The organism is Vibrio penaeicida (genome assembly GCF_019977755.1).
Classification (GTDB): domain Bacteria; phylum Pseudomonadota; class Gammaproteobacteria; order Enterobacterales; family Vibrionaceae; genus Vibrio; species Vibrio penaeicida.
Genome location: NZ_AP025144.1, coordinates 1,832,977 through 1,856,506 on the forward strand (window position 1 = coordinate 1,832,977; position 23,530 = coordinate 1,856,506).

Below are 23,530 nucleotides of genomic sequence, written 5' to 3' on the forward strand. Positions count from 1 at the left end.
AGCGAAAGAAAACGAAAGGAATCAAGAAAAGAGACACTCAATATTTGATGTTCACTTTCTGATATTAGGGAAAATATTCATGAAATGTACCAAATCATATCTCAGCGTAACGGCGTTGGTTTTCGTAACGATAACTGCTGTCGATGCCAAGGGACTCGGCGATATTGATGCAAACACTGTGCAACTTACCGGACAGACTCTCACGCTAAAAACAACGGATAACGAGCATCTTAAAATCTCTATCCTTAGTGAGAACACATTTCGGATACAGGTGAGTCAAACGGCGACGTTTGTCGATGAGACAGTGGATGCGCTATTCGACCAATGCAATAATTTTAACTGTAATGCGAGTGACTTTGATGTCAACGCACTTCCTACCATTGTCGTCGACAACAACGTAGACAATGTGAATGTTCAATTGACGACGAATTCCAATTTTTATGCTCTTAATACGAATGAAATATCATTAAGAATTCAGAAATCGCCACTGATCTTTTCTTTATACAAGCAAGGTGATCCAACTGCGTTATGGTCTGAAATTGTTCCTATTAGCATTGGGCAAGCTAAAACAAACTTTGATATTGAGTCGCTTAAGATGGACAAGCCGAGTGGAAAAACTACTCAAACGCTTTCCAGTGGCTTAGAGGAACATTTCTACGGCGGTGGTCAGCAAAATGGTGAGTTTGAGTTCAATGGCAAAATCATGGAAGCGTCGTATTCTGGTGGTTGGGACGAGTACGACCGACCTAATCCTGCCCCGTTTTTTATGTCAGACAAAGGTTACGGAGTACTCAGAAACACTTGGCGAAATGGGGGACAAGATTTTAGAAATATTGATAAATATACATCCAGCTATAACGAAAATAGGTTTGATGCTTATTATTTTACTGGGGACTCTATTAAAGACGTTGTCGAGCAATATACCGCGTTAACGGGGCGTCCTCATTTGATGCCTCGATGGGCGTACTACCTCGGTGATGCGGATTGTTACAACAACAAAAACGGCTATTACCCACAAGGCTGGCCTTCCGAACCAGGAACAACGATGGATGTTGTTGAACAAGTGGGCATTCCTTATAAAAATTACGATATGCCAATAGGGTGGATTTTGCCAAACGATGGGTATGGTTGTGAATATGAAAATCTATCAGGCACCATCAATGCGCTAGACGATCTGGGAATAAAAACAGGTTTATGGACACAACGCTCGCTAGATTCTATTGCGCAAGAAGTGGCGGATGGCGTCAGCGTTTACAAATTGGATGTAGCATGGACAGGTCCAGGAAAGCTGTACTCTTTATCTGCCAATAACGATGCTCATCAGGGATTGGTCAATAATTCCGACACTAGGGGAATGATTTGGACGGTAATGGGCTGGGCAGGCACGCAGCGATACTCAATAGCGTGGACGGGCGACCAATACTCTAGCTGGGACTATATCCGTTGGCACATACCAACGTTCATTGGCTCCGGTCTTTCAGGTCAGGCGTACGCTTCTTCAGATGTTAACGGCATATTTGGTAACGGAGCTGAAAAATACACTCGCGATATTCAGTTCAAAACTTTCACCCCAGTGTTGATAGCGATGTCTGGTTGGGACGACAAAGAAAGGAAACACGCTTGGTGGCATGATGGTAAACAAAGTGGTAAATCCTATCGTGACATTAACCGCCAATATTTGAAGTTGAAGTCCGCTCTTACCCCTTACTTGTATAACTATGCTTACGAGGCGGACAGAACCGGTTTTCCTATTGTCAGAGCGATGACTTGGGAGTTTCCGGACGATCCTGTACTTAAAGACGAAACCTACAAGTATCAATACATGTATGGAGAATCTTTGTTGGTTGCCCCTGTGTATGAACCTATGCTCAAAAACGGCGGATGGCACAAAGACGTCTACTTGCCAGAAGGGCTGTGGATCGATTACTGGGACGGAACCCGTACCCTATCACCATCGGGCGGGACACTGCTCTCTCATTATCCGATTTCTATCGACACAATGCCTGTACTTGTCCGCGCAGGTGCGATTATTCCAATGTATGAAGGTGCCCAATCTGATCAGCTACAGGATAAAACTCACCTGATTCTAGACATTTACCCCCACGGTAACAGTGAGTTTACGCTATTTGAGGATGATGGCGAAACACGTGAATACAAAGAGCAAAATGCATTTGCAGATACGAGCATCCGTGTGTCTGCGCCGGAAAATGCAGCAGGAGACATCACGATCAATGTTGACGCGACAACGGTGCACAATAGCTACACCGATCAAGTAACGGGTCGCAGCTACCACCTTAAAGTGAATTCTTTATTGGAACCATTAAGTGTACGGTTTGGCAATTTAGAAATGACATCTGTGAGCACGCTAGATGAGTTCAATGCTATTGAACAGGGGTGGTACTACGCCACAGATGAGAAATTTGGGACCATCCATATCAAAGTGCCAAACCAATCTGTTTACCAAGGTATCGAATTTAATATAGACATTGATGAACTAGCCACGTTACCGGTGACTCCACCTTATCCGAGCCCACTCTACGAGACAGATTTTGACAAAAGTAAGATCACCATTATTAAAAGTGCTGAAGAACAAGATTTTCAGCCGTTTAGCCATGCGCTAGATGGGGACGTCAGTACCATTTACCACTCACCATGGTGGCCTGAAAACGACGGCGATCGACTACCTCAGTCATTCACCATCGACCTTGGAGAGGACTACATTGTCTCTGGTTTCACCTATCTTCCGCGGGAGGATGCAGGAAATGGCACGGTCACGCAATATAGACTTTTCTTATCTAACGATACGAGCAACTGGGGGGACCCCGTTAGCGAAGGTGATTGGGAGGTAAGCAACGAACTGAAAATTGCGAGATTCACGGCACAGAATGCTCGATATCTAAAATTTGAAGCGTTAGCGGGTGTTGGTCAATTCTTTTCCGCGAGAGAGTTTGATGTGATCACCGAACGAATCGAAGTTCCGCTTAAAACGGTTGATTTAACGCTCTCTAACGGTACTGCTGTAGGTAACGTCCAGCAAGATAAGGCAGTGACAGGGGACGCAATGCAAATGAACGGCTTGTCTTTCTCTGGAGGGATTGGGGTTTCTGCGCCGTCGTCTCTTACGTTCTTCCTTGATGGAACGTGGTCTGAACTCAATGCGGATGTGGGTATTGACGACAGTTGTAATGTATACGGGAATACCGTTAAAGCTTCTATCTATTTGAATGGGTTTAAAGCCTGGGAGTACGATATAGAAGGCCCTACCGTCGTCAAACCTAATTTAGCGTTAACCGGAATACGTAGCGTTGAGCTAACCGTTGAAGATATTGACACCAGTGCCGCTGTTGATTGCATTAATTGGGCAAACTTGAGAATAAGTGGACCTGAATCCGCTACATTTAACGAGATCAATAAGTCCGATTTTGTCTTTATTGAGCAACCCAGCCACCAGCAAGGGCATGCCATAGAGAATGCGTTTGATAATGACCCAACAACGATTTACCACTCACCGTGGAATCCGACCAACGACAGTGAAAGAGCACCTCAACAATTTGCCGTTAACCTAGGTGGGACGTTTGATGTCCATAGTTTCAGCTATCTTGCACGTGAAGGTGCTGGAAATGGCACTATTGGGCAATATAGGCTTTCACTCTCGCTTGATGGTAACCAATGGACCGAAATAAGCAATGGCCGTTTCGAGCGTTTATCAGAAATTCAAAAAATCACATTCAGTGCTACCAAAGCAAGCTACTTGAAGTTTGAAGCGTTGTCTGGGGTAGGTGATTTTGTGTCGGCGGCGGAATTTGATGTCTTTGGAACACGGGACAAAAACGATTTCGATAAGAGCACTATAACGGTTATTCAAGCGCCTGATTTTCAATCTAGCCATGATCTGGCGAAAGCATTTGATAACGACCCTAGCACTATGTACCACTCACCTTGGTTCCCTGCCGATGAAAGTCAAAAGGCGCCTCAAAGCTTTATTATCAAACTTGGAGAAACACTTGATGTATCAGGATTTGGTTACCTTGCACGTGAAGATTTAGGGAATGGTACGATTGGGCAATACCGAATCTCACTTTCAATGGATGGCTCACAGTGGCAAGAGGCGAGTAGCGGCAGCTTTGAGCCAAATACAAGGAATCACACGCTATCGTTTGCGCCAATTAAAGCGAACTATGTCAGATTCGAAGCGCTATCTGGATTGGGTGATTTCGTATCAGCAGCCGAGTTTGATGTGATTGGAACACGCACCGTAAATGACTTCGATGAGAGCACAATGACCATTATTCAAGCGCCTGATTTTCAATCTAGCCATGATCTGGCGAAAGCATTTGATAACGACCCTAGCACTATGTATCACTCACCTTGGTTCCCTAATGATGAAAGTCAAAAGGCGCCTCAAAGTTTTATCATAAAACTTGGTGAGACACTTGATGTATCAGGATTTGAGTATCTTGCACGTGAAGATTTAGGGAATGGCACCATTGGGCAATATCGAATTTCTCTTTCAATGAATGGTTCACAGTGGCAGGAAGTGAGTAGCGGTCATTTTGACTCAAACACCAGAACGCACACCCTATCGTTTGCACCAGTTAGAGCAAACTATGTCAGATTCGAGGCATTATCTGGGCTAGGGGACTTTGTTTCTGCATCGGAATTTGATGTGATTGGCACTCGTCAGGGTTTTTAATCTGACGAAGATGTCATCTGTGTCAAGATTTCTTTCATTGCCGGGCAAGTGTGAGAAATATGCAGGATGAGCATCCAACAACAATCTATCGATTACTTTGGATTCTTCAGCTTTAGTCACAATAAACGGTAGCATCTAACGAATACACGTTAGATTTCCTTCCAACTCTGGTCATAGTTCTTCCAACTTAACGGAAGAGCTATGACCTCATCTAAAATCAACTAAACTTACTACTCTACCATTCTAAAACGTATGACGTTTGACACGCTAATCGCCACGTACGTTTTGAAACTGGCAATGCGAACGAAACCATCATTTGAAACACGTTAATTTAGAGTGGGTGATGCCGTATTTCAGCTGGTGGGAGATAAGATGTCCGTTTATTTAAATTGATCCAGCAACGCAATCATTGAACGAGTATCAAAAATAGTGGGGTAGATCTGAGATGTTTGAGTTTCAAATAACGAATAGAGCATACACTGCGCTACGTCTTTTCCGGAGATTGGTTTGAAATTACCAAGTTTGCCGATGAGAAGAGGCGAAAAGAGCTTAAGGACATATTCGGTTATTATTTCGTTTTTTCGCGGCTTATCACGCTCGCCGCTTAAAGGACCTGGTCTAACAAATACGACCCGTTCGAATCCCATTTTTGACACAGCTGACTCCATTCGTCCCTTGCATTTCAAGTAATGAGAGTAAGAGTCTGGATCTGCTCCATAGCTAGAAACAACGGCAATGCGCGTAACGCCGAGTAATTTCATTTCCTGAGCAACATGACACACCAAATCGACGTCTACTTTCGCAAGCTTCTCTTTTGACCCCGCCTGTTTAAGTGTTGTCCCTAGGCAAATAAAACCAATTTCTGGAGAGGAGGAGTTTTCATCCCACTGAGTGACCGACAGGTCTACGTGGATATGCTCTTTAAGCTTTGAATGAGAGAGGTGTGTAGGTCGTCTTCCCATGGCATGGACTTTTGCAATGGCGTCTTCTTTGAGAAGTAACATCATTAACTCGTGACCAACTAAACCACTGCCGCCGGCAACAATCGCCACTTTACTTTCTGGAATACTCATAACACCTCTCGAGAATTTCTTAGCGTGAGGTTGTAGACAACAGTATACCCGAACCCACAAACACGCCACCAGTCAGCTTATTAAACAGTTTGGCACGACCACTTTGCAATAACCAATTTGAAGATTTTGCTCCTAAGTAGGCGTAGATCAAAAGCCAAGACAGTTCCATCACTGCAAACGTACTCGCCAATATGGAGTATTGGGTGAGTAAAGAGAGTTGAGGATCAATAAACTGTGGAAAAAGTGCCGTAAAGAAGATGATGGCCTTTGGGTTACTGGAGCCCACGATAAAGCCACTTAAGAACAGACTGCGAGGTGATTGTTGTTGGCTTTTTCCTTCAGCAACTTCATAACTTTCTTGTTTAGAAAGTAATGCCTGCACGCCAAGGTAAATCAGATAAGCTGCCCCCGTCCATTTTATGATATTAAATACCCACTCGGATGTTGCGATGATCATACCTAACCCGGTAAAAGAAAGCGTTAGGATGCCCATAATGGCGGTTAAACTGCCAAGAGCGGTAAAAACTGATGAGCGAAAACCTTGTGTGACCGATTTACTTAAACAAAGTAAAACACTGGGTCCCGGTGATGCGGTGAGTATGAATATCGCCGCGACGTAGATCATCCATGTATTCCAATCCATTTCTCTATCCTTATGAAAAATGTGCAAAAAAAAAGGCAGCGATATCATTGACTCGCTGCCTAAGTTGATACTTTACATAAATTACTGAACTTTAAAGCGTCCGACAACCTTATTTAAACCGCTAGATGTTGAATCAAGGGCCTGGTTCACGGTATTGGCTTGAGAAGCGTTGTCGTTCAGTTGATGTACGATCTGCTGAATTGCGACCATATTTCTATTCACTTCTTCTGTAACCTGACTTTGCTGATCCGCAGAGGTTGCCATCAGTGCATTCAATTCATTTATTTCAATGACAGAATCGGTCACTTGGTTAAGAGAATCCATAACCTTATTGGTATTCTCAGCTGTGTTCTCACAACTATTGCGTGTAGACTCCATTGCTGAAACCACATTGTCGGTGGCATTTCGTAACTTACTCAACATTTCATTTATTTGAGAGGTACTGTCTTGCGTTCGCGCGGCTAGGGCTCTTACTTCGTCGGCTACGACCGCAAATCCTCTGCCTTGCTCACCTGCACGGGCTGCTTCTATTGCCGCATTTAAGGCAAGCAAGTTCGTTTGTTCAGCAATTTCACCAATCACTTGCAGCACGGTGCTGATCTGTTTTGTGTCCGCGCTCATCGTCCCGATAGACTGAGACATGCTGCTTACTTCATCAACCAGCGCTGAAACGCTGTTTACCGCCTGAGAAACAATTTCTTTTGATTCTTCAGCATTTGCAGAGGTGTGCTCGGTTAACTTTGCTGCATCAGAGGCATTTTGTGCAATGGATTCAGCGGTAGCGCTCATTTCATTTATTGCCGTGATCGCCTGTTCGGTTTCAATATTGTGGTTGTTCAGCGTTTGTAAGTTCGATTCAGTTTGGCTGTTTATTTGAGAGACAGCAGTATCAATACTGTGGCTGGATTGAGAAACCTCGACAAACATCTTCTGAAGCTTTTCAATGAACAAGTTAATTGAGTGAGATATTTGGCCGATTTCGTCTTGAGAAACGACATCCAAGCGTTGAGTTAAGTCACCACTTCCTTTAGATAAATCGGCAACAACGCTTTTCAAGTTTTGCAAAGGCTTAAATGCGATATGCAGCAGGGCAACACTTATCCCGATAATAACAACGGCACAGATGATTAAAGCCATCGTGATCAACCAGTTCAACGAAGACGTATTTTTCTCAATTAAATCTAAGTCGATGTAACCATTTAGCTGCCAGCTCTTTTCACCCAAAGAGACTCGCTTGTTAAACGGCATTAGATTGTCACCTTGCTTATTTGAGTAGATAACAGTGCCATTTTGAGAAATCAGTTCGATGTAACTACCACTAATTGCGTAGTCGGCAACAATGGATGACATTTCACTCAAATCGATTACAAAGAAGTCGACAGAGTCGTCTGAACGACGCATTGAAATGGTTAGAAGGGGTTTGCCATTTGTGACTGTTACGTCACTGATAGCAGGCGTTTCTGTTTGCGAAGACGCGGCGTTAATAAATTCTTGAGAAGCGTCTTCTTCCATTATGCCTGAGTCATCAAATGCGTAGTCGTTTACGATTTTAACGACTTTATAGAAACCGGAGTTTTCCTTGGTCTCTGCAATATCCATCATGCTGAAGTTTAGGCTTTTCGCTAAATTCACTTGTCGTTGCAGATCGGTACTCAGTTTCTTCTTAACCAATTCGATGTTGTGGCTGATGTTTCGTGTATCCGAATCATTAATGTATTGGCTGATGAAGTAATTAACACTGACGTAAGAAGTCAGAATTGTAATAGAAACAATGATGGTAATTAGAGCGATGATCTTGTTTTTAAAAGATAGGTTTTTCATGCACTTTACATCCCTAAAAGTGTACTGAAGAAAGCAACCACATAGCGAGGAGCTAATGATACGCGCCACATGTTAAGCAGACCGCTGTCAATGTGCAATCAATACGCAACAAAGATTCAAAATTGAGCTTTATATAAATAAAAATGAGCTTTTTCCAAGAAGGGTGATTGATAAGCACATATTTTTAAACTCGACAATAACCACCAGCTACTAAAACCGAAGATTGAGTGGCGAATCAACAAGGTGAGCTATAATTGTAAGTGTTAGAGTGGGCGCTTAATACGCAATAGCGACAATTAAATCTTAAATAATATTGTAATAACAAAAAGATAAAACGTTCGCGGTGCAGTTAATAAGAGAAGTTTGCGTATTGTAGCCAATTAACCAAACGGGTTTAGGCTAGGTATGAAAATCAAAGTTAAAAATATAACACTACTGATCGCTGTTACGACATTACTGTTTTCAGTTCTTTATTACGTTACGTGGAATGCAACGCATGAACTGGAAAATAAAGTTCAAGATGAAATGCAGGATGTTGCAAAAGAATTGATAGAAAAGATCGATCGTAACTTATTTGAAAGGTTTCACGATGCACGAGCTTTTGCTTTAAATGCAAGGCTTTCCTCCAGCTTTTCTAACAAAAACAGCTCTCCAAACAAAAACAGCTCTCCAAACAAAAACAGTTCTCTAAACAAAAACTTAGAAGAATACCTCGATAAGCTCATTACCGAATATAAGGTTTATAGCCACATTTTGGTTTTTACAACCCAAGGTGATCTCGTTGCCCAAAATCGAATGGATGTCTTCGGAGAGGAAATAAAGCCAATAGAATCGAAATCGGAAAAGGTACTGCTAAAGCAGTGGTTCAACAATGTGTTGAATGAATCCTACTTAAAACCTTTGTCACCAAATCCGGCCTTTCCGGAATTAGGCACCGTGGTATATGGGCCCCATTCGTCTCTCTTTGGTCAACAGAGCGTGCGTGAAGAGCAATTCGATATGATGTTTGCGACGGCAATAAAAAATGACATTGGCGAGGTGACTGGGGTTTGGGTAAACGTATTAGATTTTAAGTTCCTAGAAGAGATCTTTCTCGAATACCACTTATCGCTGCTAATGAAAGGCTACAGCAATGTTCAACTACTGCTTGTCGATCAAAAAGACGATGTCCTTATCGACATGCGGTCGAAAGACAATCAAGCCATGGATTACTTTCGAGAAAACTCGGAATTGAAAGGGCAAAATATCAACGATCACTATCGCACTCAATCCTCGATTTATCGAGACTCTACGTCAGGCATTTCATTGGTTAACCAAAAGGGTGGTGAAGTGCTGCTAAGATTGCGCGCAAGTAGCTTAGGTGCTTATGACTTTCCAGGTTTAAATTGGCAGGTCTACATTCAAGTCCCTCCAGAATCAGCGTTCGTGGAAGCGGCCCAACTCAAAACGAAGCTGTGGTTGATCTCAATTATGATTGTCGCCGTATTGACAGCAACGGGCTTGTACATGTTCTACCGTGTAAGCTCCCCACTTAAACAGTTGGCGAACATATTCTCTCAGTTGTCACGTAACGACTTTTCTACGCCGTTACCCAAATATCGTCGAAACGACGAAGTCGGGGAAATCATTAAGGCGGTAGACATATTTAAAAGTCGGCTTCAAGAGCGTGAAAAGTTGGTTAAGAAAACATTAGACCAGCAGCAAGAGCTGGATTTACAGCGCCGAGCGATTCGGGCTGCAAAATCTGGAATGATGGTGTGTGATGCTGAGGACCGCGACCTGCCTATTGTTTATGTCAATCACGCGTTCTTGGCAATGACGGGGTATACCAGTGAGGAAGTTATTGGTCGAAACCCCCGGTTTCTACATGGTCCCGATCACGAACAGCCAGGGTTAACCGAGCTTAAAAGTGCTCTGTCCGAAGGACGTTCTTGCAATGTCTATATTCAAAATCAACGCAAAGATGAATCAATATTTCAATGCCACTTACATGTTGACCCTGTCTACTCCGATGAAGGGGTGTTAACCCATTTTATCGGCATCCAAACAGACGTTACCGAGCTACATAAAGCAAAAGAGGACGCCCAAGAAGCGAATCGAATGCTGCAGGATTTGATTGCTCAAACAACCTTAGAACTCGAAGACAGTGAAAGCCGTATGAAGGCAGTATTTAAGTCCGCTGTTGATAGCTTAATTATCTTCAAGTTGGATGAAACTATTTTGGATATTAATGATTCGGCTAGAAAACTGTTTGGTTGGACGCGAGAGGAGCTGTTAGGTAAACCATTTGACATTTTACTTGCAGAAGGTTTTGAACAAAAAGGCATCAACTTACTGACTCACTCAATTGAGATGGATTCGTCAGAAAAAGGGAAAGAAAGTGATGAGGTCATAGGGCAAACCAAAGAAGGGGAGCTTGTCCCATTGGAAATGTCGATTACGCAAGTAGCGGCAAATGGCGAAGCTTATTATTTGGGAACTCTGAGAGACATCAGTGAGCGAAAACATGCGGAGTCGGAGCTTAAACTAAGTAAAAGAAGCCTACAAGATTTGGTTAGACGTTTGAATCTAGCCACCGAGGCTGGGGAAATTGGTATTTGGAATTGGGACTTTAGAAACGGAGAACTCGATTGGGATGACCGCATGTATCTGATGTATGACGTGGACAGAGAAAACGCCACGGATACTTATGATATGTGGAAAGTGCGAGTGTTGGAAGAGGATGCTTCTCGCGCAGAAGAAGAGTTGATGAAAGCAAAAGATACGTTATCGCGTTTCAGCTCTGAGTTTCGTATTCAATGGAGGAATGGTGACGTTAGGTGGATCAAAGCCGCTGCGGATGTTGTGTTTGACGAAAGCTCTGGCAAAGCCATTGGAATGGGTGGGGTCAATATAGACATAACCAAAGAAAAAACAGCGCAAGACTTGTTAAGACGTGAAAGTGAAACGGCCACAGCCGCTAATGAAGCCAAATCGATGTTCCTTGCCAACATGAGCCACGAAATTAGAACACCAATGAACGGTGTGGTGGGGATGATCAATTTACTAAGTGAAACGGCGTTAACACCTGAACAAAGCACCATGGCAACAACGATTCGCGATTCTTCAATGACACTTTTAAACATCATTAATGACATTTTAGATTTCTCTAAAATTGAAGCAGGACAAATGCAAGTGGAAAACATACCCGTTGAATTCCACGTAGTCATGGAGCGCACAGCAGATGTGTTGTTCTTACAAGCTCAGAAGAAGAATATATCCCTATTGTTAAAACACGATTCCCGTATTCCTCAATACATAATGAGCGACGGAGTTCGATTGGGGCAGGTGTTGCTCAATGTTGTTGGCAACGCAGTGAAGTTTACGAGTGGAGACGAACATTACCAAGGGCAAGTTTGGATAATGTCAGAGCCCGTTTCTAATGACGGTCGAGACGAAATCGAAATCCGTGTACAAGACAACGGTATTGGCATGTCGCAATCACAAATAGATAAGTTGTTTTCAGCATTTACCCAAGCAGACACATCGACCACCCGTGTATACGGAGGAACTGGGCTAGGCTTGTCCATCACAAAATCACTGATTGAAATGATGGGCGGGCGTATTCGGGTTGAAAGCCAGGTGGGTGAGGGCAGTTGTTTCATCATGACGATACCCTGCGTTTATGACCTCAACTTCAGAATGGAGCAGGATGACATCCCTTACTCCGAAGCGAGAATTTTGTCGGTCTTGCGTTCACCAGAGCTCAGTGAAGTAGTGAAATACAATCTTGAGTCTGTTGGTTGCGAGGTGGTTTCTGTTTCTTCATTTGCGAAAGCCGAAATGGTGCTTACTCATGAAGAAAAAGGCTTCAATATCATGATTGCCGGTCCTGAATATTCCTCGAAAGACATCGATAAAGTGTATGAAGGGAATATAGGGAAGTTGCTTGATGGTAAAGCGAAAACTCTGTTGTTGTCCGAGGATTCCTCTTCAAGTAAAGGGTTTGTCGCTTCCAATACGATGGTATCCGGTGCGCATCCATTAAAACCGAGTGAACTAGAAATGGGTATTGCGATCTTAATGGGCAAACGCAGCCCTATCGTTGAGAACAAACAAAAATTAAGAGCGACTAAAGATTTACCTACCAAAGAGCAGGCTGAGAAAGATGGCAGGCTTATATTGGTAGCGGAAGATCAGCCCACCAATCGTGACGTAATAGAAAGGCAATTAAATCGGTTAGGTTATGTGTGTGACATGGCTGAGGACGGTTTAGCAGGGTTGAACATGTGGAGTAAGGGGCGCTACGGGCTCGTACTGACAGACTGCCACATGCCAATAATGGATGGCTTTGAACTCACGAAAGAAATACGAAAAATAGAGAACGAACAAGATGCACAGCAGAGAACGCCGGTCATTGCGATTACCGCCAACGCGTTAGTTGGCTCGGCAGAGCACTGTATTCAAGCGGGGATGGACGATTATCTTTCGAAACCTGTGGAGCTAAATACTTTAGGGAAAATATTAGATAAGTGGCTGGACGCGTCAGTCGAATCAAACAGTGAAAACGATAAGAACGATGAGAATGAGCATACCGACCACCACGTTAATGTTGATGCGCCGTTTAAGCACGATTTGCAAATACCAGAGCTAGAAGAGTCAAGTGCCATCAATTTTGAGCGGCTTGAAGCCATTCTTGGTACTGCTGAGTTGGATGTCTTAGCACCTCTTTTACAAGGGTATTGGGATTCGCTGCAAGAAGACATGAACGCATTGGAAAGTGCGCTAACCAATAAGGACGAAAGCCAGATACAAAGCATAGCTCATGCTGCTAAAGGTGCAGCGAATTCAGCGGGTGCTGAACGGCTGGCTGAATCATTTCTAACTTTGCAAAATGAGGCTTTAAAACAAGATTGGGGATACTTAGAAAACGTTTACCAACAAAGTGTTACAAAAGTAACGGACATTCAAAAATACTTAGAAAAAGAAAAAATTATATAGCTTGAATTGGTTACTAAAGCTAGGGATTGAAGATTGAAAAACAACGTTAAAAAGCTGGGAAGGAAAACACCATGAAAGCGTCAGAAATATTCTCCAAAATAACGGTTATGATCGTCGAAGATCATGATTTCTCCCGAAAGGCGACTCTTTCTATGCTGCTTAGGCTCGGAGTAGAAAATATCCTCACTGCCCCAAATGGTAAAATTGCGATTCAAAAACTGGATATGCATAAAGTTGATATCATTATTACCGATATCAACATGCCTGAAATGAACGGAATTGAATTGTTAAAAGAAGTTCGAACGGGCAACACTTGCAACGATAAGTCCACGCGCATAATCGCTGTGACATCCTACTCCAATACAGAAGTGCTGCGTGCGTGCATGAACCTCGATATTAACTCATTTCTTGTTAAGCCTATTACTCTCGATATGGCGAAAGAAAAGATATTGGCAGCGTTTAGCGAATCTGCCCAACTCTTTCATGAACATGAATATCATCAAGTTGATTCCGATTTTGATTGCATGACTGAAGACGCTGCTATTCAGCCTGAAATTAAGCCAGTGAATAAAGAGCCTGAAAAGCCAACGTTAGGTATTAATGAAAGGTTGATTTTCAAATTAAGTGATCTGGAAGTAGGTATGCGTTTAAAGCAAGATATCTGTGCTGCAAACGGTTCACGCTTAATAGCGGATGGGGTGGTATTGAACGAAAGGCTGATCAATCGAATTCACGAACTCAGCGCCATCATCAACATAGATCAGCTAAAAGTGGAACTGCCCGAAGAAGATGTCACAAAAGTTTCATAAATTAAGCTAATTCCAGTAATTGTTCGTGTTTATTTAACTTGGTTTTGAATTTCTTATTTTATTCTCTAAAATAAGAACGGTATTGCGCACGCTTTACTCTATAATCTGCACATAGCGTTGTGGTAGCCACTTTTAATATGTGGTTAATGAACTTGCATATATGCATACAGATTATGTATAAATCAGGCGAATATTGAAATGAAAGCCATATTTCAAATCATTTTAAGCTCATTTAGAGCGGCGATGGTCTCACTGATCCCTTATTTGTTTTTCCGTTCAGCTTGGATTGTATTTATTGTTGTAAACAATAATTATGAGCTGATTCTCTATGAAGACATTGCAACGATAGATATTTTGCTTGGAAAAATATTCCCCGTTTTACTTACATGTACACTCGCTTATCACCTTTCTTTTCATTTCTTTGATGAGCGCTTGCTAGTCACTTCCCTTGCTTTAACGATGTTTCTCATCTTTTCAGGCTACATTACGAAGACCGAAAACGGGCTGATTCTCTCGGACGCGTTTGTTCTCGACGATGCGGTATTTGTGCCCGTTATGGTTTGTTTAGGGTATTTCCTTGTGAATCGCTATGTGAAATACAAGCTGATACACACTAGAGTCGTTAACCCTGTTTTAGAAGGTGCGATAAACGGGATGATGCCGCACCTCGTTGTTTTTATTGGGATAGGAGCTCTGTACTATTTATTTGGTCAGTATACATTCCAAGCACTTGTGGACATGATTGCTCAGTGGCCTACGGGGATTCAAGCTTATTTGCATACGATAATTATCCACATTACCTGGCTATCAGGAATACACGGTGCAGCCGCGTATTACACCTTTTTTGATTCCTCTTTTGTTTCAGAGATCTATGTGACAAATATGTCGTTTAGTATGTTTTTCGATGTGTTTGTTATTTATGGCGGAGCGGGAAGTACGTGGTCGTTAATTATTTCTATATTATTATTTTCTAATATGAAATACGCAAGAACGCTCGCCAAGCTTTCCATTCCTTTTGCGATAATTAATGTAAACGAATTATTGGTTTTCGGATTACCGATTATTTTCAACCCAATTTTAGCCATACCATTTGTATTAGTGCCACTTGCCAACCACCTGTTTGCCCAAATGTGGGTATCGGCATTAGATATTACGGTGGTGCGAGACAGTATTGAATGGGTAACGCCTTCACTACTCGATTCGTATTTGGTGACAGGTGGCAACGTGAAGGCATTACTGTTGCAGATCGTAACCGTCGGTATGGGTGTGCTGATTTATATGCCATTTGTACGAAAATACACGAATACCAGTAACGACAGCTTGCTTAACACCTTAATTCGAAAGCTGCGGTTCAGTTATGCCGTGCCCGTTCAAAAAGAAGTTACCTTCATGGGAATGCATGATGAGTTGGTGGCTCAGCAAGATAAGTTGAATCAGAGCTTAAAGGAAATATTGGCGGGTGAACTGAAAATGTATTACCAGCCTCAGTTTGACTCCAAAACACTCAAGATGGTTGGTGTAGAGTCTCTACTGCGTTTGGAAAGCGAGCACAGACCCAATTCCCCTGATTTTATTCAGCATTTTGAAAATGCAAAAATTGGAGAATACATTGATAAGTGGGTAGTGGATGCGGTCGAAAATGACGTAAAGAACCAGCCAGTGTTTAAAAATTTCGACTTAAAGATCAGTTTGAACCTCAATGTTGATTCTCTGAGTGATAAGAAATTCATCTCTGAGGTCATTAAGCAGCTGTCTGGCTATCCTGTTTTGTTTGAAATTACCGAATCCATTTATTCCCAGCATGTGGAATTAGTCAGTGAAAGCGTAGGAATATTGCGGGAGGCTGGGTTTAAGGTCGCCATTGATGATTTTGGTACGGGGTATTCAAGCTTATCGATGCTTGGTGCACTAGATGCTGATGTGATTAAGTTGGATCGTATTTTCTTAAAACAGGCTAATAATGTTAAAGGAAAAGAGCTTTACCGGTCTGTCGTATCTACCTTAAAGCGTCTGGGGTTTACCGTGGTGTCAGAAGGTATAGAAACAGACGAAGAGTTGGATTTTGTTCGAAGCTGTAACGTTGATGTTTTACAAGGGTATTATTTCTCTCGTGCGATTAATATTGAAGAGCTAGAGCTCTATTTTTCTGATGAAGAAGCATCAGCGCATGTGTCAGCACAGCACTTCACTATGACAAACTAATCCAGTGCGAAAATGTCGTTAAAAAAGCTCAACGAACCTTGGGTAAATTGAGCTTTTGTAGAGATTAGTGGAGTTAAAATAATAAAATTATCGACCACGTGCGCAAACCACAACCAAAATGGTTTTCTTGATGATTTCCAAGTCCATCTTAATCCAGCTTGAAAATGACATGAGCGCGAGCGCGTAACTATGATCGTACCCAACCTTCGAACGCACATCTTCTATGCAGGTATCATAACCTTGGTTAACTTGTGCAAGCCCTGTGATTCCGGGTAGCACGCCATATGTGCGATCAGAGAAAAATGGGATTTGAGATTCTAATTTACCGTAGAAGCAAGGGCGCTCAGGGCGAGGACCGATTAACGACATATCTCCCTTTAAGACGTTCCAAAATTGAGGGATCTCGTCCAAACGCGTTTTCCTTAAGAACATGCCAACTCGTGTAATTCTCGGGTCGTTGTCTTTGGCCCAAGTTGCACCTGTTTTGGATTCTGCATCTGTGTACATGGTGCGAAACTTGACCATCATAAATTTAGAAATACCTGACTGCGTGATCTTACCAACACGCTCTTGCCCGTAAAATATTGGTCCCTTTGAATCCAGTTTTATTGCGATAGCGATAATAGGATACAAAGGGAGAGTCGCACATGCGCCCAAAAATGCACACGCCAGATCAAACAAACGTTTTGCGAGAAGTATACGTTTTGCTCTTGTATTTGAAAGTGTTGAATTAAAAGTCATAATATCCATCATCCGTCTCCTAAATTCGTTCCCATTGACCTTTTTCTAACCCAAGCAGATACCGCATCCCACCAATGAAGCTGGCGACATGCCCTGAAATGACGTAAGCAAGGGTTTTGAAATGTTTATAGGTGAACACTCTCGGTAGCAGGCAAGCAAAAAGAGCGATAGTGTAACCAGCAATTTGTAAAGCAGCAGCGGTCATAAATAGGGGGTGTTCACTCAGTAAAATGGAACCTGCTAGAGCAAACATCATCAAATAAGGCATGGTGACACGCAGCCCTTTTCCGGAAAAGAAGGCAAAAGCGACGCCTTTGTGTTTTGGATTCAGCATGGCAAACAAGCGAAGGGTTTGTTGTAAGTTGCCTGCAGATATTCTTAATCGGCGTTTAAAATCTTGCTGCATAGAGACTTGCTCGAGTTCTAATGCCATCATCTGAGGTTCGTAAACACCTTTATAGCCACGCTTTACAATGCGCATAGGTATGATGAAATCATCATTAATGGTATCGAATTCGAGTTCCTCAAATAACTCTCTCCTAAACATATAAAAGGCTCCGTGCGCTCCAAGAACTGAGCCTAATAAGCATTCACTTTGCTTTATCGCTCCTTGGTAATGCCAATATTGTTGTTCAGCATGGTCGCCAGAAATAATCTGATATTTTGGGTTCACAACGCCAACGGATGGAGACTCGAAATGTTTGGCGGCAATCAGTAGGGCATCACATGAAATCAAGCTGGATACATCGCTTAAGGCAACAATGTCACTGTCGGCTTTTTCCACCATTTTATTGACCATCGCGACTTTTCCCTGGTTAATTTGAAAGTCAAAGATTTCAATGTGGACCTCTTCGCATATTGCTTCTTGAATGGTATTGAATGCGATTTCAGCTGTTTGGTCTGTACAGCCATCACACGCAATCCACACTTTTAATTGGCTTGGTGGGTAGTCCAAACAGCACACATTTCTAATTTTCTCGGCAATCCAGTCTTGTTCGTTGTAGGCGGGAATAATCAGAGTTACAGTTGGGAGGTCTATGTCCGCATGCTCAGCTCGAAAACAGCGTTGTTGGGACAAGAATTCTGCTGGTTTCACTCGCTTGGCAATTATGCTTAAAAATAGCGGATATCCTACGTGATGATAAACCACCAAAAATATGCAAATAACCGTTGTAGAGATTAGGAATAACTCCATTACTTTTCTCCTTTATTACAAAGCTTTTCATAGGCAGAGGTCATATTTCTAATGTCGTAGTTTTTAACGATGTAATTTCTCGGTGTGCACGAATTTTCACCATTCAGTACGCTGCTCAATGCTTCATTCATTAAGGATGAGTTGTCTGGTGTCACTAGTGTCCCGGACTCTGGGCAAATGGCTTCTTTAACACCACCTACGTCGGTTGCAACGCACCGAACGTTACATGATTGAGCTTCTAGAGTGGAAAGAGGAAACCCTTCATTGCGAGAAGGAAGGCAATACAAATCAAGCGCTTGATAAAAGCTCACCATGTCGTCGGTGAAACCAAGGAAAAATACCCGTTCCTCTAAATTCAGTTTCTTAGTCAGTGCTTCAAGTGAAGAGCGCTGTGTACCATGGCCAGCAATAGCCAACACCACATTCGATGGCAAGCCTTTTAGGGCATAGAGTAATGTATCTTGACCTTTTACCCATTCCATTCGACCGGAACAACCAATGATTTTTTTATCTATCGGTAAGTTCAAACGCTCGCGGGCAATGTTAGTGTCACCGGGTACGAAGCGCTCGCAGTCGATTCCGTTATGAATTGTTTCGACGGGAATATCTTCAAGTACGTTGGCAAGCTTTTCTTTTACAAAGTCCGCATCCGCAACCAATTTAGGCTGAGATAAGTAACATGCGAGTTTTTCTAGGCGAACATCGACGTCATTGTCTAAATGCCATGCATCATGCTCGGTATGAATGCGGATTGGTACGTTTGCTATTCGTGCTGCGACATTACCGTAAAGTAGAGGGCCAATGTGATGGCTATGTACAACATCGGCTTTGAGCGTGGAAAGTAAGTTCCTCATTGTCATCAACAGTTTTGGCTTCAAACCGGGGTGTTTGTTGAGGAAAAATAGCTGACTTTCGTGGTCTTTTAGCCGAGGCCAAGCTCGGAGTGAATTTTCTTTTGAACCCTCAAGGCTAACGACAAACACTTTGTTGGCTTTATCCGCAAATCGCAGCATATCGAGAACCATGACTTCGATTCCCCCAGGTCTTAAATGCTGAACAACGTGTACGATTGTTTTCATCTATCCACTCTCAAATCCAAGTATCTTATTCACTACATAGCGAAACTCGTGCCAAGATTAAAGTTGTTATTTAACAATGATATATGTGAAATCTTGTATTGAGATGTTTAGGTTTCTCATTTTGATAGTCGGTTTGAGAGGCTCACTATTAAAATTGTATATGGCTTATGACGGGAGAGGCGGTGTGGTAGAAGTTGTTTGAAAAAAAGCCCGTCAGGAACGGGCTTGTTGTGATCTGATTTTAGCTAAGGGTCGCTTTCGATTTTTTCTGGTTTAAGTGGGATAGCTTTTCTGGTTTAAGTGAAATAGCTTTCCTGTTTAAGAGATATAGCGTTCCGGTTTAAGACAGCGACGAATCACCTTACAGGTTTAATGTCAATGAAGGGTACTTCTTGAGTTTCAGAACCCAAATTCAATACTTCGTCGTTCGTGTTTTTCATTTTAGGTACTCGAGTTAACACCGGCTTTCCTGTGATCTTTTCAACTTCATCTCGGCGGCGAATGGCTGTGTCGGTAAGCTCGAGTATCAGAGCAATACCTGCGCCCATACCAAGCCCTCCAATTATTCCAGCGATGAGAAATACAATAGGTGGCAAGTTGGAAGGTGCACTTGGTGTGTATGGTCTATCGATGACTTTTACACGCTTTTCTTGCTCAAAAACACCAAGTGAACTGGTGAGGCGAGCCATTTCGAATCGCTCCATTAGGTTGTCATACAGTTGTCTTTTTAACGCAAGATCTCGTTGCAAATTCAACAGTTGTTTTTCATTTTCGCCAAAGCTTGACGTCAATACTTCTAGCTCTGAAATCATGATCTGAATTGTTTTTATTTCTTCACTTAAGCTGTCTACATTGGAACGTGCTTTTTGCAAATCTCCAAGCTGTGAAATCAGTACTGGCTGATTCTCCCCATGGTTTTCTAGTGATGAAGAGCTCGCGATATCCCAAAGCTGCGCGCTGTCTAAGGTCGGTTGGGTTTGTTCTAAGAGAATGTTTCGCTCCACTTCCAATCGTCTTAGATTACGAATCTTCGCTTGAACTTTACTGTGGGAATCGGTGTATTTGGCTCTCAGTAAGGTTAAATCACTTCGAATGCGAATGATCTGTTCTTCAATTTTTCCCACAACAGGGTTGGTCTTAGACAATTGAACATCCAAGCTGCCCAGTGTTTTCTTTGCACCAGCGTATTCTGCTTGTCTTTCAAACAATCGTTGCTTAAGTTTCGCGAGTCTACCTAAAGCTTCCAGCTGCATCTCTGGCAGTAACGAACCGTTTTTGCTTTTGAAGTCAGCAAGGTTGGCTTCGGCTTTATCCAATTCTTCTTGGCGATATTTAATATTGGTGGCTAAGAAGTTTTGCGAGTCGACCATAGATGAGCGCTCTGGAGCCAGAAGTTGCTCAACAAAGTGGACACTTACGGCTTCTAATGTTTCTGCCATACCTTCAGAAGTCGAAGAGCGGTATTCAATTTTCAGTAAATCACGCCCTAGCTTGGTTACCTTTAAACTTGAAGATAGCTCACCAATAACATAATCCAATTCTGCTGGTGTTGGATTTTCAGAGATAAGACCTCGCTCTTTTGCAACAGAAGCAAGAATGTGGCGGCTGTGTAGCAGTGTTTTTAGTGCGTCTAAACGATCTTTGAGCATGGTAGAAACCGCGAGATCCTCCAAGAATGGATTCATTTTGGCGGTTTCTTGAATCAACATACTGGTGTGCGAATCATAATACCTTGGTGTGGTTTTACCGATGATAAAGCCGATAATAGGAAAAAGTACCACAGGGACGGCAATTACGTAGCGCCTACGCCACGCACCCATCAATATGATCAATACGCGCTGACCAATCGTCATCATAGTGCCTCCAGCCAGGTTTCTAAGTCTTTTGCACGGCTATCCCACGAATGCCTTGCTGCGGCTTGAACCTGAGATGTATTGACCGCAAATTGGCTGTTTTCAATCGCAGAGCTGAGTTCATGAGCATTACTTACGCATTGAACAAACTGCTTAAAGGGTTCTAAAGCTGGAAAGTCTGTTGTGACGATGGGTTTCCCGGCTGCGATGTATTCCAGTAACTTTAGTGGATTACATGCACGGATTTGTTCGTTATCAATAAAAGGAAGAAGGCTCGCTTGCCAGTGTTGACTGTATGAAGGCAAGGTATGATGCGGTCTTGGACCGAGCCAATGAACATTGGGCAAGTTAGGTAGTGGGTTGGTTGATAACTCCAACTGACCAATGAACACAAAGTTCCATTCTGGTAGTGAGCGCATGGTTTGATCTAGCATGTCGTAATCTAGCCATTTCGAAAGGCTGCCATAAAAGCCAGCAATGGGCTTGCCATCTTTAGGGAGATCTGCTGCACGTTCTGCGTGATTTGAAAACAAGGTGAAATCGACACCGTGTGGTAGATATTGTGTTTTTTCATGGGGAAATTTGTGCATTAAGTGGTGGCTTACCGTCAATATGAGGTCGGCTTTCTCCACCAACTTAGATTCGTGTTGCAAAATGCATTCGTGATCGACGCCTGATAGGGCACCAAAATCATCGCCGCAGTAGTACACAACGGAAGATTCACCCAAAGTGCCGCAAAGGTCCGCTGCCGTAGGTAGGGAAGTCCAAAGAATCGGATCTTTCATTCCGTAGTGGTCGAGAATAGGAAGTAATTGTGAGCGCATCCATTTTTGCGCTAGGTGTCGACCAAGATGAGAACTCGGAGCCGGAAGCGTTTTCAAAGTAATCACTGGAAACTCCGCTTGGTTTTGAAGTCGCGCAGGGAGCTTCGCTTTCGAAACGCAAATTTTGTTCCACGCTCGTTTAATGTCGTGGGCGGTAAGGCGAGGTTTACGTAGCCCAATAGAGTTTACCCACAGCACTTTACGGTTTTTACTAAGGCGATTAACCAAATGTTGGGTACTGGAGGGTAGCCCGCCCCAATCTTCTCCAAATACAATTAAATCACGAGGCATCACGCACCTCCTGTATGCATTCAGGGGTTAAACGTCGGATGATTTTTGCTGGATTGCCTGCGGCTAATACATCCGATGGTAAGTCATGGGTTACAACACTATTCGCTGCAACAATGGTTCTTTTCCCTATTGTGACACCTTTCATTATGGATACTCCGGTCGCCAACCAAACGTCGTCTTCTAATATAATGTCGCCACATTGCTCATCTAGGCAGGGTAGCCCTTTGGCTCTTGCGCTCGCTTCTATTGGGTGACCCGGATAGCCACATAGAAATGCTCTTCCTGCAATTCGAACATTGTTTCCTAATATTATAGTCGTGCCGACGGCTATTGTGGTTTGCCAGCCAACGTCAACATTATTGCCAATAAGCAGCGTCGGGTTTTCGCTCAAAGTGCGCCCTGAAAATGTGGTATGCCCCGATATTCTTGTATTGTCACCGACAGAAATCGATATAGGTCCAGAAACAAATGGAATGCCACCGTACAAATACAAGTTCTTACCACATTGGCTCAAACGACCTTTGAATGCCGGAGTATTAAAAACAACTCGTGTGATAGCGGAGAATGCTGAAGAGAATAACTGATAGGAAAAATAGATCCCTCTGTTCACCACTTTTGGGAAGGAAAACTCGAAGTGGATTACTCTTTTGATAACGCGAAATAGAAAACGTGCGGTAGGTGTATTGCTATGCTTTAGCCAATTTTTTAGAGTCTGTAGTTTTAATGAGAGCATAGTCTGTCCTGTTTATGCAGAAGCGATGACTATGCTCTTTCAATGATTGTGCCAGAATTATTTTATATAAAATACAGCGGCTTAAGTTTGCTTTTATGTCAATGACATTGGGATTCTCAATTTGACACGCGTTTTAGATGAGTCTTTTCTTGTTGTGGGTTTCTGTTTTGTCGGTTTTTTCGGTTGTTGATTAGGTAACATAACGCCTCCTAAATCTTGGCTTTATGCAAATTGAGAAAGAAGATAACTTCAATGTTCAATTTGCCTAACAATTCACCTCTTCGATGTGTCTATTTTCTCGATATGAGATAACGAAGAGCCAATTTAGTTATGTCTGCATTTTACATGCCTAGGGTTAAAAGCCTTTTTGTTTGTGTACGAAGATAATCTATTTTGTATACACGTTATTCATAATTATAGACCATACCTTTCTAGATAAAATTTCATGCTCTACTCACATGTCGCTATCCGCCTTTTACAGCAGAGACGAAATCGTTCCTAAACGCAGTATGATTCCAGCAAGTTACGGCTGGATTTATTGAACGGAAAAAGCACTACCGATTGATGTTCGGTAGTGCTTTTCTATTGATTAT

Annotated in this window: 13 protein-coding genes; 4 read left to right on the top strand and 9 right to left on the bottom strand. The window is 42.7% G+C overall.

Annotated elements, in window-relative coordinates:
* Positions 1-79: 79 nt before the first annotated feature.
* Positions 80-4,693, top strand: a complete 4,614-nt coding sequence (locus tag LDO37_RS08295) for a discoidin domain-containing protein (RefSeq protein WP_126610003.1) — start codon at positions 80-82, stop codon at positions 4,691-4,693.
* A 380-nt stretch (positions 4,694-5,073) separates the two neighbouring features.
* On the opposite strand, the gene LDO37_RS08300 is transcribed toward LDO37_RS08295, so the two are convergent.
* The 3 genes from LDO37_RS08300 to LDO37_RS08310 all read right to left on the bottom strand — a co-directional run bounded on the left by LDO37_RS08300 (position 5,074) and on the right by LDO37_RS08310 (position 8,230).
* Positions 5,074-5,766 (bottom strand): NAD(P)H-binding protein, encoded by a 693-nt coding sequence (locus LDO37_RS08300; protein WP_126610002.1) that lies wholly within the window; start codon positions 5,764-5,766, stop codon positions 5,074-5,076.
* Positions 5,767-5,785: 19 nt separating this feature from the next.
* Positions 5,786-6,409 (bottom strand): LysE family translocator, encoded by a 624-nt coding sequence (locus LDO37_RS08305; RefSeq protein WP_101114767.1) that lies wholly within the window; start codon positions 6,407-6,409, stop codon positions 5,786-5,788.
* A gap of 81 nt (positions 6,410-6,490) precedes the next feature.
* Positions 6,491-8,230, bottom strand: a complete 1,740-nt coding sequence (locus tag LDO37_RS08310; RefSeq protein WP_126610001.1) for a methyl-accepting chemotaxis protein — start codon at positions 8,228-8,230, stop codon at positions 6,491-6,493.
* A 405-nt stretch (positions 8,231-8,635) separates the two neighbouring features.
* Here LDO37_RS08310 and LDO37_RS08315 point away from each other — a divergent pair, with 405 nt between their 5' ends.
* From LDO37_RS08315 to LDO37_RS08325, 3 genes are all read left to right on the top strand, one after another.
* On the top strand, positions 8,636-13,210 hold the full coding sequence (locus tag LDO37_RS08315) for a PAS domain S-box protein (RefSeq protein ID WP_224055408.1): 4,575 nt from the start codon (positions 8,636-8,638) through the stop codon (positions 13,208-13,210).
* A gap of 71 nt (positions 13,211-13,281) precedes the next feature.
* A complete protein-coding gene (locus tag LDO37_RS08320; RefSeq protein ID WP_126609668.1) occupies positions 13,282-14,019 on the top strand; it encodes a response regulator in 738 nt (245 codons plus the stop codon).
* A 198-nt stretch (positions 14,020-14,217) separates the two neighbouring features.
* On the top strand, positions 14,218-16,221 hold the full coding sequence (locus tag LDO37_RS08325; protein WP_126609669.1) for an EAL domain-containing protein: 2,004 nt from the start codon (positions 14,218-14,220) through the stop codon (positions 16,219-16,221).
* Positions 16,222-16,308: 87 nt separating this feature from the next.
* Here the strand turns inward: LDO37_RS08325 and LDO37_RS08330 are convergent, their stop codons facing one another.
* From LDO37_RS08330 to LDO37_RS08355, 6 genes are all read right to left on the bottom strand, one after another.
* Positions 16,309-16,974 carry a sugar transferase gene (locus LDO37_RS08330; RefSeq protein WP_399481096.1) on the bottom strand — a complete coding sequence of 222 codons (666 nt, stop codon included), beginning with the start codon at positions 16,972-16,974 and terminating at the stop codon, positions 16,309-16,311.
* Positions 16,975-16,981: 7 nt separating this feature from the next.
* Positions 16,982-18,157, bottom strand: coding sequence for a glycosyltransferase family 2 protein (locus LDO37_RS08335; protein ID WP_126609670.1), 1,176 nt, complete (start codon positions 18,155-18,157; stop codon positions 16,982-16,984).
* Positions 18,157-19,236, bottom strand: a complete 1,080-nt coding sequence (locus LDO37_RS08340; RefSeq protein ID WP_126609671.1) for a glycosyltransferase — start codon at positions 19,234-19,236, stop codon at positions 18,157-18,159. The genes LDO37_RS08335 and LDO37_RS08340 overlap by 1 nt, the downstream gene beginning before the upstream one ends.
* 356 nt (positions 19,237-19,592) lie before the next feature.
* Entirely contained in the window at positions 19,593-21,092 is a 1,500-nt protein-coding gene (locus LDO37_RS08345; protein WP_126609672.1) for a GumC family protein, read from the bottom strand.
* Positions 21,089-22,204, bottom strand: coding sequence for a glycosyltransferase (locus tag LDO37_RS08350; protein WP_126609673.1), 1,116 nt, complete (start codon positions 22,202-22,204; stop codon positions 21,089-21,091). Before LDO37_RS08350 ends, LDO37_RS08345 begins: the two co-directional genes overlap by 4 nt.
* Entirely contained in the window at positions 22,194-22,937 is a 744-nt protein-coding gene (locus LDO37_RS08355) for an acyltransferase (RefSeq protein ID WP_126609674.1), read from the bottom strand. Before LDO37_RS08355 ends, LDO37_RS08350 begins: the two co-directional genes overlap by 11 nt.
* Positions 22,938-23,530 lie beyond the last annotated feature (593 nt).

Excerpts from the sequence above, each read along its gene's own strand:
- LDO37_RS08350 (WP_126609673.1), bottom strand. The coding sequence starts at position 22,204 with ATGCCTCGTGATTTAATTGTATTTGGAGAAGATTGGGGCGGGCTACCC.
- LDO37_RS08335 (WP_126609670.1), bottom strand. The coding sequence starts at position 18,157 with ATGGAGTTATTCCTAATCTCTACAACGGTTATTTGCATATTTTTGGTG.
- LDO37_RS08295 (WP_126610003.1), top strand. The coding sequence starts at position 80 with ATGAAATGTACCAAATCATATCTCAGCGTAACGGCGTTGGTTTTCGTA.
- LDO37_RS08355 (WP_126609674.1), bottom strand. The coding sequence starts at position 22,937 with ATGCTCTCATTAAAACTACAGACTCTAAAAAATTGGCTAAAGCATAGC.
- LDO37_RS08340 (WP_126609671.1), bottom strand. The coding sequence starts at position 19,236 with ATGAAAACAATCGTACACGTTGTTCAGCATTTAAGACCTGGGGGAATC.
- LDO37_RS08315 (WP_224055408.1), top strand. The coding sequence starts at position 8,636 with ATGAAAATCAAAGTTAAAAATATAACACTACTGATCGCTGTTACGACA.
- LDO37_RS08310 (WP_126610001.1), bottom strand. The coding sequence starts at position 8,230 with ATGAAAAACCTATCTTTTAAAAACAAGATCATCGCTCTAATTACCATC.
- LDO37_RS08345 (WP_126609672.1), bottom strand. The coding sequence starts at position 21,092 with ATGATGACGATTGGTCAGCGCGTATTGATCATATTGATGGGTGCGTGG.
- LDO37_RS08305 (WP_101114767.1), bottom strand. The coding sequence starts at position 6,409 with ATGGATTGGAATACATGGATGATCTACGTCGCGGCGATATTCATACTC.
- LDO37_RS08320 (WP_126609668.1), top strand. The coding sequence starts at position 13,282 with ATGAAAGCGTCAGAAATATTCTCCAAAATAACGGTTATGATCGTCGAA.
- LDO37_RS08325 (WP_126609669.1), top strand. The coding sequence starts at position 14,218 with ATGAAAGCCATATTTCAAATCATTTTAAGCTCATTTAGAGCGGCGATG.
- LDO37_RS08330 (WP_399481096.1), bottom strand. The coding sequence starts at position 16,974 with ATGATGGATATTATGACTTTTAATTCAACACTTTCAAATACAAGAGCA.
- LDO37_RS08300 (WP_126610002.1), bottom strand. The coding sequence starts at position 5,766 with ATGAGTATTCCAGAAAGTAAAGTGGCGATTGTTGCCGGCGGCAGTGGT.